Raw genomic sequence first — 11,856 nt, forward strand, 5'->3', positions numbered from 1 at the left:
ACTTATCCTTGTCAGTGAAGCGGTAGCTTTAAGCTAAGATACGCCAAACGACTGCTAACATCGCTAAAATGTAAAACACAGGTGATAGCCAGCCGACTACTTGTGTAGCAATGGCGATAAATAGGCCAAATCCTGCTAATGCTAGCCAGTCACGGCGACGGTCATTGAGCATGTCGGCACGTATTTGCTGAATCTCACGCAACTGACTGTCTTGACGTGACCCTTGTGAAGCCAAACTCTGCAGACCTTGATCTAGTAGTTTTGGAATATCAGTACTGGACAATAAAATCTCTGGTAGCTGTGCGCGTATCTGTTGAAAGTTGCGCATAGGATCAAGCTGCTCTTTAACCCAACTACTTAAGATTGGCTTCGCCAATGACCAAATATCCAAATCTGGATACAAGTCACGACCAAGGCCTTCAACATGTACCAAAGTTTTTAGTAAAAGCATCAGTTGCGGCGGGATGCTCATATGATGGCGACGCGCTATATCTAAAATCTGCATCAAAACGCCAGCAAAATCAATCTCATTGATAGACTTTTGTAGCATCGGGCCGACGGTGCGCTTCATATCACGCATCAAAGCATGCTTGTCTGTATTTGGTGGAATCCAACCAGCACGGCTGACGATATCGACCATAGCAGTAAAGTTATTGTTCATGACGGCCAATAGCATACGCGCTACAATCAATTGATCGTCTTTTGATAAAGTGCCCATAATAGCGCAATCAAGACCAATATAACGAGGTTCATGACCGAGATTGACCGCTTGAGTATGACTATCTAATGTTTTTACTGGTGGCGTTTCTACAAAGACATTGCCCGGATGCATATCGGCATGAAAGAAGTTATCTCGAAAGACTTGGGTAAAAAATATCGTCAATCCTTTTTCAGCGAGTGTTGCCCGGTCATAGCCTAGCTGATCAAATATATGAACTTGTGAGATCGGTACCCCTTGAATGCGTTCCATCACCATAACGTTTTTGGCAGCGTCGTAAACTTCAGGCACATACATCAATGCCGAACCCAAAAAGTTGTTACGCATCTGAGTAGTATTATCCGCCTCTAAAGTCAAATCCAGCTCATTGAGCATGACTTGCCGATAGTCTTCAACAATATCAATAATATGTATTGCACGTGCCGCTTCAATCCGTGCCGATGCCCAACTGGCAAGCTCACGTAATAGCTCAAAATCTGCAACAATAGTCGTGCGGATATTAGGACGCACGATCTTTACTACAACTTCACGACCATCTCTCAATGCTGCGGTATGTACTTGAGCTATGGAAGCTGCGGCTAACGGTTTGACATCAAAGCGTGCAAATAGCGTCTCAATAGACTGACCGAGACCATACCTTGGATCTTGAATTTGAGCGATGACAACATCAGATTCAAAAGGTTTTACCTTATCTTGTAACTGAACAAGTTGTTCAATAATTTCAGGTGGCACTAAATCACGACGGGTGGAGAGTAGCTGACCAAGCTTTAAAAACAGCGTGCCCATATCTTCTAGCGCATATTTAATCGCATTGGGCTGATGTTTTTTGCCCCAAGCAGCTGGATGCATCCGAATCAAACGTAAAATCGGCTGTAGCTGTGGAGCCTCCTCAGCCGTAAAGTGAGTATCAATACGGTAGCTTGCAGCAATACGCCAAAGTTCAAGTAGACGGGCGCGATAGGATAATAGCATGGGCAGTAGTTACTCTAAGTAGTTACTTGAAACAAACAGTCTAGATAAGAATGCGGATAAGATGAAAAAGACAGGATAAGCTATATCTACCTATCGGTTAAACATGCTTGCTCAGCTTTGATAGCGGCCAAACGTGCCTCTTCACGTTCGATATCCGCACGCAGCTTAAGAATTTGCTGCTTGAGACTGTCTGCTTCTGCTTTTTCGATGGGGTCAGGTGGGCTATTGCCTGTCACGTCGTTGGCCCAATCACTCACATCGTCAAAGGTACGTTTGGCAGTGTGGCGAAAGCTGCTTTTGAGCTGAGATATCAGTAGTTGCAACTGACTTGCCATTGGCTTGCCTATGAAAGGTTCGAGCTGACCTGCAATATCAGGGTCAAATCCAGCGACCAGCTGTTTGAGCTGCATCAAGACTTTGTAATCACCGTCAATCGGCAGATTGCCTTCAGCGCCGCGTATCAAGTTTAATAGCTCAGCGGGGTTTTCAACATTAATAGTGCAGTCTGGACGACTATGGCCAATACGCCCCATATCCTTGTTTGCCTGTTGACGTTCATCAGCATCTCGACCAAAGCTTTGCCCGCGTGGCTCAAACACACTATTGGCAGTAATGGGCTCAAAACGTAGATGCTCATGGTTAAATAAGATATCTACCTGTATCTTAGGCATGACCATATTTAACCGCAGTACTTTACCAGCAAGCGGTGTCAAGCCAGCTTTAGTGATATCATCACTAGCGATAGCCATATTGATGAGTTTTTCGGCACTTGCCAAAAGTAATACCGTTAGCATAATACTCTCACATATCAAAAATAATTATGGTCATGCTGTAGCGTTGTCAACACTGCTTTGAGCGTTAGAGATTGTTGAGCAATCAGCGTTATGCCTTAAAACCTCTATGAACTGCAACGATACCAGCTGTTAGATTATGATAATCGCAGTTTTCAAAGCCTGCTTGCTCCATCATCTGCTTTAAAGTTTGCTGATTAGGATGCATACGAATCGACTCTGCTAAGTACTGATAGCTTTCTGAATCGTTTGCTACAAGCTTGCCCATAAGCGGTAAGGCAGTAAAAGAGTATAAGTCATAGGCTTTAGATAGTGGTTCAAAAACAGGCTTTGAGAACTCTAAGATTAATAAACGACCGCCTGGCTTTAATACACGGTACATTGAACGTAGAGCTGCGTCTTTATCAGTGACATTGCGCAGACCAAAGCTAATAGTCAATAAGTCAAAACTTTCATCCTCAAAAGGAGCAAGGGTCTCGGCATTGGCAAGGACAAAGTCAACGTTATTACAGCCAGCGTTAATCAAACGCTCACGGCCAACTTCTAGCATCGCTGCATTAATGTCTGATAAGACAACGTGACCATGACGACCTACTTCACGGCTAAACACTTTGGCCAAATCACCCGTACCACCTGCGATATCTAACACGTGCTGACCTGCACGCACACCAGATAGACTGATAGCAAAGCGCTTCCAAAGACGATGAATACCAAAAGACATCAGATCATTCATGATATCGTATTTTTTGGCAACTGAGGTAAACACATCGGCTACGCGCGCTTGCTTCTCAGCTTTATTGACAGTCTTGTAGCCAAAATGAGTCTCTTCTGATCCATCCGTATCCAGCGTATGCGGGTTATTAATGTCATCACGTTGGTTAAAGGCAACTCGCGGTTTTTGATTGTCCGCGGACGGAGCTGGGTTGTCACTTACTTTATTATCATTATATGGCATAGTGGTTTGCTGACCTTGCGGTGTTCCTGTTGGTAAGTCTTGTAGTTGAGTAAAGTCACTATTATTGGTATTTGTAATACCCGCACTGTTTGCCGTTGAGCGATGACTTGACGTATTAGGAGTAGGGTCTTTGCGAGCTTGGGCCTTTGCACTAATATTTTCACTATGTACAATACTATCTTTGACTAATTTATCTTGAATATGGCTGTTTTTAGTGAACTTGTGATTGGTGTTTTTTAAGTCATTGGTCATAGAGTATTCCTGTGGCCTACTGTTGTGTCTACTTGGCTTTTATAATTATTCAATCATAATTACTCTTCATCCAAATGTAAAAGCATTTTGCTAGCATTATACGACCAACAGTGATTGATCAATATGATGCACGCAAAATGCTCAACTTAGCGACTGTTTTGGTCTATGATACAGCAAATACTTCTACATTGTCGTTACTATCAGCGTTATGAACTTGATCGATGATCTGCAGCTCACGCTTGCAAAATGGTTCAATAAAACCACTGACACTTTTAAGAGGCTTCATCGCGGTAAAACCTGCATCGATAAAATCGTATAAAGGCTGATAGCCACGGCTATATGCCGTACTTTTGGCAAAAGAAAAAGCCTTACGCAGCATAAATGAGTTGAGATATTTATCAGTACGGTAACAGACGTCTTTTAGATTATTGATCTGTAAACGACGTTCATCTGCTTCATCGACCGCGCGATAAGCTTTAAGCATGTTTTCTTCATTGACTGCTAGGTCTTGCTCTATTAACCACTGCGCCAGATGCATATCTAGCTCAATTGCCAAGATAGCGGCCTGAACAGCCATAGTGCCAGTCTGCAATACGGACTCTTTGGCAAGTTTCTCAAGTTTTTTTGCTTTTGGCAGGATGCGTTCTAATTGCTTGGCCAATAGCTTGAATTCATCACCGCCATATAGTTGTGTGAGAAAATAATTCGCCATAGGCTTGTTCTTTGGCTGCTCAAATAGCTCTGAATGAGTACGCTGAATACGTGCCCGTTGCCATGCTTGTACGTCTTTGAGCTTAGAATCTAATGCCTCATCCTCATGATAAGGTAGTGCCCAATAGCGCGTTAAATGCTTTTGTAAATCAGATAAAGCAGACATAGAAGTTTGTCCTGTATGGTTAGGTATGTATTTTTAAATGGAAATGACTTTTATTTAGAAGTTATAAATGTCGGTAAATAGCATCGCTAGCGTAATATATTACCTTAAAAGAATTTAAGTTAGAATACAAATGTCAAACTGTTACACAGCACTGTGATTTTCTGCGCAAACGAATGTTATTATTATGAAAGGACGATAACCAATAACCGCTCACATAAAAATAAAATGGAACTGACATATGTCTCATAATAAATCAGATGGGGAACAAAAAACCACAGAAAACCAAATGGTCAAACAGTTAATAGATCAGCGCTTGACACCCAATCCTTTGAGTCAGTTTTCATTGGACAAGGATGCACTAAGATTGGCCTTAGTGACAGCGCAGTATGCACTGCGAGAGACGCGGCAACAAACGCCGTCTTCTACTAATAAGCCAACCGGATTATTGGTGCTCGTCAATGGTATGGAGCAAGCAGGCAAGGGCACAGCAGTCAAACAGCTACGTCAGTGGGTTGATCCAAGATTATTAAAAGTTGAAGCAACGATTGGTTATCCTCCGCTTGCATACCAGCCTATCTGGCAAGCTCATACCAAAGCCCTGCCGCGACATGGTGATGTCATGGTCTACTTTGGTAACTGGTATGCTGATCTTTTATATCATGTAATGCATCTGGCAACCAACGCTATGCAAGACGATGAAGATCAGGAACTTCTGGTCGCCAAATGGCAAGATTACTTGCAGCAAGCACTGATTCAGTTGCAAGTATTTGAGCGAGATCTGGCTGCAAACCACACCAAACTACTCAAGTGCTGGTTTCATGTCGAAGTTGAGACCTTACAAGCACGTCTAAAAGATAAGGAAGCTGATCCACAGTTTTTATATCAAATTGATTGGAGTGATACTGCAATAGTCGCGCAGTTTAACCGTGTGGCATCTGAACTCTTGCGGCAGCAAGATGACTGGGTCATTATCGATGGTAGGGACAAATCACAAGCAGCGACTGAGTTTTGCCATGAGGTGTTACAAGCGATGCAGACAGCGCTGGCAAGTAGTGTCAGCTTACCTGTATCTGCTGATCTTAAAAGAACTAGTGACATTGCCAGTACGATCTCTGACAGTACTAAAAGTGGCACTAACCTAAGTGACGATGACAGTCAGCCAGACTTTGTATCCGTAGATATACCCGAACAGCTGATAGATATTAAGAATCCTGAGATCGATAAGACAGACTATCATAAACAACTTGCAAAAAAACAGACCAAGCTTGCAGAGTTACTGCGCGCGCGCAAAGGTCGCCACGTGGTATTTGCCTTTGAAGGAATGGACGCTGCTGGCAAGGGCGGGGCTATCAAACGAATGGTTGCGCCGCTTGATCCACGTGAGTATCAAATTTATAACATTGGCGCACCGATGTTATATGAGTTGCAGCATCCCTATTTATGGCGGTTTTGGACACGTTTACCAAATGAGCAAACGGACCGTATGAGTCGTATTGCTATTTTTGATCGTACTTGGTACGGACGGGTGTTGGTTGAACGCGTCGAGGACTTAATAGATAAGCCAGAGTGGCAACGCGCTTATGATGAAATCAATCGTTTTGAGGCAGAGCTTATGGCAGCAGGAACGATTGTCATAAAATACTGGCTTGCCATCGATAAAAAAGAGCAGTTACAGCGTTTTGAGGATCGCCGCGAGACGCCGCATAAGCAATTTAAACTCACTGATGATGACTGGCGTAATCGTGACAAATGGTCAGACTATGTACAAGCGGCAGCAGATATGTTGGCGCGTACCAATACTTCTGATGCGCCATGGTGTATCATCGCAACCAATGAAAAGCGCTGTGCTCGTTTACAGGTACTAGACCATGCTATTGCGCAGCTAAATCTGCACTTATAGATATGAGACACTGTAGGTATTTTATTGCAAAGCACTCAAAAAATAGACATAGAATGTTTTGATGAGAATAATTCGGATGTTTTCTTTGACAATTCATTGTGAATATCGATAATAGGACAAACGAGAATTATAGGCTTTATATCTTCTGTATTTAGTCTAAGTAATATACTGCCGAAAATATAAGTTTTGAGGTTTCAGTTACAAATCTTGTAGTATCATTATACAATACGCCTGATTATTTAATATAATAGGCGCGTGATGAAAATGACCAAATAGCATTATCTCAATTATAATTATCATAAACGAACTCTTAAGCCGCAAGATGCTGTAATCGAACGATTTGGCGTTACATTTGCGGCTTAATGGTATGATAAACGCGCTACTTTATATCATACATCCACATCGCAAATATTTTCAATCAGCTTACGCAAGGCGCATTAATTTATGGGTATTAGCAGCAGTTCTACAGGGTCGACCAAACAAGTGGGCTCTATGAGAATCAATTTATTTTTTGCTATTTTACTGATTGCGATGACCGGCTATTTTTTATGGTGGGGACTCGATTATACAATGCGTCAACAGACGACGCTATTTATTGTGGCGACCGCTTTTGGTGTCTTTATGGCATTCAATATTGGTGGTAATGATGTCGCCAACTCGTTTGGTACCTCAGTTGGTGCTGGTACATTAACCATTCCTCAAGCATTGGGGGTGGCCGCGATATTTGAAGTGTCGGGAGCGGTGCTGGCAGGCGGAGAGGTTACTGATACTATCCGTAAAGGCATCGTCGATATGGACGGCTTAGCCGTTAGCCCCAACCAATTCATTTATGTCATGTTGTCTGCATTAATTGCTGCCGCGTTTTGGCTGTTGTTTGCCACGCGTAAAGGCTTGCCTGTCTCAACCACTCACTCTATTATCGGCGGGGTGGTCGGTAGCTCTATTGTGTTAGGTTTTGATTTGGGCGGCAGTGCAAGTGCATTTTCTACTGTTGATTGGGGTACGATAGGGACGATTGCTATCTCTTGGGTACTCTCGCCATTGTTAGGTGGTATATTGGCTTACCTATTGTATGGACAGATTAAGAAAAATATTATTGATTATAATGATAAAGCTGAGGCCCATATCGGTAAGCTAAAAGCGAGTAAAAAAGTCTTAAAACAAAACCACAAAGAATTTTTAGACAGTCTATCAGAGTCAGAACAACTGGCTTATACTTCAGCGATGCTACGCGATCAAGAGATTTATAAAGATGATGACTGCGTGGTTGAAGACTTAGAGACAGATTATTATAAAGATCTTTATAAGATTGAACATGAACGCAGTAATCTTGATACGCTAAAAGCCATTAAGCAGTGGGTACCAATTATTGCTGCCATGGGTGGTACGGTTATGACCTCTCTTGTGGTCTTTAAAGGCCTCAAAAACGTCAATAGCAATATGACTACCCTGCAGGGTTTTTTAATTATGGGTATGATAGGGGCGCTGGTTTGGCTTGCTACCTTTATCTACACCAAAAGTATTCGTGGTAAGCACAAAGAGGATCTTACCAAAGCGACCTTTATTATGTTTAGCTGGATGCAGGTCTTTACAGCATCGGCATTTGCGTTTAGTCATGGTTCAAATGATATTGCCAACGCTGTTGGTCCTTTTGCCGCGATTATGGATGTTATTCGTACCAATGAAATTGCTTCACAAGCGGCTGTACCTCCAGCGGTGATGTTGACCTTTGGTGTAGCACTTATCGTCGGTCTTTGGTTCATTGGTAAAGAGGTGATTCAGACAGTCGGTACAAATTTGGCAAAAATGCATCCAGCATCGGGGTTTTCTGCTGAGCTTGCCGCTGCAGCCGTCGTGATGGGTGCATCTACTATGGGATTACCTGTATCAAGTACGCATACGTTGGTTGGCGCCGTATTGGGTATTGGTATTGTCAACAGAGATACCAACTGGTCACTTATGAAGCCTATTGGTTTGGCTTGGGTCATTACTTTACCAGTGGCTGCGGCACTATCAGCCATCAGTTATCTGATCCTCAAGCAAATCTTTTAACTGTAGTTGTCGTAAAAACCAGAAAAACGCTTATCAGCATCAAGTTGATAAGCGTTTTTTTTACGTCTAGTTTAAGATGTAATATTAATTAAATAGTATTAAAAAACTAAGCAGTGCCAAACTGTTGGCGTTTTTTGGCAAAGAAGCGATCGAGTCGATCCATAGCATCTTCTAAATCATGAAGATTGGGTAAGAATACCACGCGAAAGTGATCAGGTGCATCCCAGTTAAAGCCACTGCCTTGCACCATTAGTACCTTTTCTTCGAGTAATAGCTCCATCATAAACTGCATGTCATCCTCAATAGGATAAATGGCAGGATCCATCTTTGGGAAGCAATAAAATGCGCCTTGAGGCATGGTACACGAGATGCCTTTAATAGCGTTAAGACGAGAGACGGCCATTTCACGTTGCTTATATAGACGTCCTTTTTCTGAGGTCAACTCTTTCATACTCTGATGACCCCCCATCGCAGTCTGAATAGCATATTGTCCTGGTACGTTTGAGCATAGGCGCATGGAGGCCAGCATGTCTAAACCTTCAATAAAGTCGCTGGCATTCTGTTTTTTGCCTGAGACCATTAACCAGCCAGCACGAAAACCTGCGACGCGATGCGACTTGGAGAGCCCATTGTATGACAAGATAAGCACCTCATCAGTTAAGGTACTCATGGGCGTATGTGTCATACTGTCATAGAGGACGCGATCATAAATCTCATCTGCCATGATAACCAAATCATGCTCAATGGCAACTTCGATGATCTGTTCGAGAACTTCATCTGAATATAGCGCACCTGTCGGGTTATTGGGATTGATGACGACAATGCCTTTAGTCTTGCTAGTAATTTTTGATTTGATGTCTTCAATATCAGGATGCCAATTGTCTTCTTCATTACAGCGATAATGCACGGCAGTACCACCAGCAAGATTGGTCGCTGCAGTCCACAGTGGATAATCCGGCATTGGAATCAAAACTTCGTCACCATCATTCATTAGCGCCTGCATAGTCATAACGATCAGCTCAGAGACCCCATTGCCTAAATAAACATCACGCACGTCTACGGCAGATAGCAGTCCTTTTGATTGATAGTATTGCAAGACGGCTTTACGCGCCGAAAAAATACCTTGCGAGTCTGAATATCCAGTGGCTTCAGGCAGGTTCATTGCTACATCACGCAAGATTTCGTGCGGTGCACTAAGACCAAAAGGAGCAGGGTTGCCGATATTTAGCTTTAAGATATGCTGGCCTTCGGCTTCCATTTTAGTCGCTGTTTGTAGCAGCGGTCCACGGATGTCATAACAAACATTTTGTAATTTAGTAGATTTTTTTAGTGATGTCATAGTATTACTACCTGTAGTTATTTTATTTTTGGCGCTTATTTGCTGGTCTGGCGATTGAACGGTGCTGTTGGTTTCCTTACTGACAGCTTTTTCTTGTGAATGAGAAAGCGGTTGATGAGGAGCTTGATTATCAGATAGGGTTGCTCTTATATCGCTACTGGCTGCGTCAGGCGCCTTATCGTCTGTTTGTATATCACCACGGAGTAAGTAGCCTTCACTGCATCCTAAAATACTTGCAAGGGTCGGCAATTTAGATGACACAATGCCATTAGTGCCACGTTCCCAATTAGAGATAGCGCCGCGACTGACTTTTGCACCAGCCGCAGTCATCGCTTGTGCCAATTGCTCAGCAGTGAAACCTTTGTCACGACGTAGCTTTACTAGGCGTTCAGCTTGTGACATTTTGTCTTTGTTGTCGCTCATAGTTATTTTAATCCGCTATTCTGGTGAATTTTATCATTGCACATTGCAAGATATTATTGCATTAATTGTACAGATGCAAGTTTTTTAATTGTTATTAATGCAAGTTATTCTTGCATAAACTAAGAGCAACTTGAATCTTACTAGTGCTTATGTCGTATTGGTTATATCTGTTGCATTATTTATAATGAATATTGGATGTCGTAGACGATAAATATATGTAACGTACTTTGTCAACTTACCTTGAATAATCGTTCTATAACCAACAGATAGAGAACGTTGGCTTAGTCTGCTAATGTATATTTAATAAAGTAGTATTTGCAATAAAATGCCATAAGCAGACTAGATAATAAACACTCTAATAAGGATAAATCATGCAAGACAATCAACTTAGCAAAGAAGAGATTGCACAATTAACAGAAGCAGACTGGAAAGAGCGTCTCAGTGCTGATGAGTATCATGTGATGCGTGAGAAGGGCACAGAACGCCCATTTACGGGCATCTACAATGACACTGAGGATAAAGGTGTCTATCGCTGTAAAGGCTGCGGTGCTAACTTATTTGATTCAGATAGTAAGTTTGACGCTGGCTGCGGCTGGCCAAGCTTTGATCAAGGTATCGACAACAGTGCTATCGATGAGCATGTTGATAATTCGCTAGGGATGACTCGAACAGAAGTTACCTGTAGTAACTGCGGTGCCCACTTGGGTCATGTTTTCCCTGATGGGCCACGTGAGACCACTGGTATGCGCTACTGCATCAACTCTGTCTCTATGGATTTCGATAAATCTGAGAAGTAGTCTAGAGAATAAGCTGCTTGGCTTAACCAAGCCTTACGGTAAGTTCGATAAAGGGAGGCGTATGACGTTTCCTTTTTAGATAAAGGCCTCTCAAAAATAATTTTGAGAGGCCGCATTTATGACTGAGCGTAAGGTTGTCTCGCTTATCTATAAGGTAAAGCAACTAAAACGCGTCGATCTAAAAAAATATCATCATTTTTGAAAAATATAAAAGTAATAAAAACAACTGCTTGCCATATATTTACTGAAAATTAGAAGAAATAGCTAAAAAAAGGCGAAATACTATTTGACAGGCAGATGTAAATCTATATAATACACACCCACAGAGCGGGTGATTAGCTCAGTTGGTAGAGCGTCTGCCTTACACGCAGAATGTCGGCGGTTCGAATCCGTCATCACCCACCACTTACTAGCTTGTGGTAAAAAAGCTAAACGACCTAAGCAGCGGTAGTTCAGTTGGTTAGAATACCGGCCTGTCACGCCGGGGGTCGCGGGTTCGAGTCCCGTCCGCTGCGCCATATTTTGTAAACAGCTAAACCGAATTTAGACATTAAGTTTAAGCAAGTTTCGCCTCAAGTATTAGTTTACTTGAGGTTTTTTTGTGTCTGCTTATTCATTATTGAATAAGCAGATATCAACGTCACATATTTTATTAAAAATTATTTTTTCGTCTTTGACGCCTTAAACAATTAGATGGGTAGGTTATATAGTCACCTGACCACAAAAATGTTATAAAATAAATCAACTAAACGATTACCACAATAAATAACCATGACTTAC

The 11,856-nt window shown here is 42.2% G+C and carries 8 protein-coding genes and 2 tRNA genes; 5 read left to right on the forward strand and 5 right to left on the reverse strand.

Going from position 1 to position 11,856, the window contains the following annotated elements; translation table 11 throughout:
* Positions 1-28: 28 nt before the first annotated feature.
* The 4 genes from BTV98_RS11095 to BTV98_RS11110 all read right to left on the reverse strand — a co-directional run bounded on the left by BTV98_RS11095 (position 29) and on the right by BTV98_RS11110 (position 4,565).
* Positions 29-1,690, reverse strand: coding sequence for an AarF/ABC1/UbiB kinase family protein (locus BTV98_RS11095; RefSeq protein WP_058368419.1), 1,662 nt, complete (start codon positions 1,688-1,690; stop codon positions 29-31).
* Positions 1,691-1,776: 86 nt separating this feature from the next.
* A complete protein-coding gene (locus tag BTV98_RS11100; protein WP_058368420.1) occupies positions 1,777-2,484 on the reverse strand; it encodes an SCP2 domain-containing protein in 708 nt (235 codons plus the stop codon).
* Positions 2,485-2,572: 88 nt separating this feature from the next.
* Positions 2,573-3,688, reverse strand: a complete 1,116-nt coding sequence (gene ubiE / locus BTV98_RS11105) for a bifunctional demethylmenaquinone methyltransferase/2-methoxy-6-polyprenyl-1,4-benzoquinol methylase UbiE (protein ID WP_075103610.1) — start codon at positions 3,686-3,688, stop codon at positions 2,573-2,575.
* A gap of 163 nt (positions 3,689-3,851) precedes the next feature.
* Positions 3,852-4,565 (reverse strand): hypothetical protein, encoded by a 714-nt coding sequence (locus tag BTV98_RS11110; RefSeq protein ID WP_075103611.1) that lies wholly within the window; start codon positions 4,563-4,565, stop codon positions 3,852-3,854.
* 238 nt (positions 4,566-4,803) lie between these two features.
* Here BTV98_RS11110 and BTV98_RS11115 point away from each other — a divergent pair, with 238 nt between their 5' ends.
* Both BTV98_RS11115 and BTV98_RS11120 read left to right on the forward strand, forming a co-directional pair.
* Positions 4,804-6,465 carry an ATPase gene (locus BTV98_RS11115; protein ID WP_058368422.1) on the forward strand — a complete coding sequence of 554 codons (1,662 nt, stop codon included), beginning with the start codon at positions 4,804-4,806 and terminating at the stop codon, positions 6,463-6,465.
* Between the two features lie 444 nt (positions 6,466-6,909).
* A complete protein-coding gene (locus BTV98_RS11120) occupies positions 6,910-8,517 on the forward strand; it encodes an inorganic phosphate transporter (RefSeq protein WP_058368423.1) in 1,608 nt (535 codons plus the stop codon).
* A 106-nt stretch (positions 8,518-8,623) separates the two neighbouring features.
* Here BTV98_RS11120 and BTV98_RS11125 read toward each other — a convergent pair whose 3' ends face one another.
* Entirely contained in the window at positions 8,624-10,279 is a 1,656-nt protein-coding gene (locus tag BTV98_RS11125; RefSeq protein WP_075103612.1) for an aminotransferase class I/II-fold pyridoxal phosphate-dependent enzyme, read from the reverse strand.
* A 371-nt stretch (positions 10,280-10,650) separates the two neighbouring features.
* On the opposite strand from BTV98_RS11125, the gene msrB reads away from it, so the two are divergent.
* From msrB to BTV98_RS11140, 3 genes are all read left to right on the forward strand, one after another.
* Positions 10,651-11,076 carry a peptide-methionine (R)-S-oxide reductase MsrB gene (msrB, locus tag BTV98_RS11130; RefSeq protein WP_075103613.1) on the forward strand — a complete coding sequence of 142 codons (426 nt, stop codon included), beginning with the start codon at positions 10,651-10,653 and terminating at the stop codon, positions 11,074-11,076.
* A gap of 329 nt (positions 11,077-11,405) precedes the next feature.
* Positions 11,406-11,481, forward strand: a tRNA-Val gene (locus BTV98_RS11135).
* Between the two features lie 36 nt (positions 11,482-11,517).
* Positions 11,518-11,594 (forward strand) — tRNA-Asp (locus BTV98_RS11140).
* The last annotated feature ends 262 nt before the right edge of the window (positions 11,595-11,856 follow it).

This window comes from Psychrobacter sp. Cmf 22.2 (assembly GCF_001921745.1).
In the GTDB taxonomy this organism is placed as follows: domain Bacteria; phylum Pseudomonadota; class Gammaproteobacteria; order Pseudomonadales; family Moraxellaceae; genus Psychrobacter.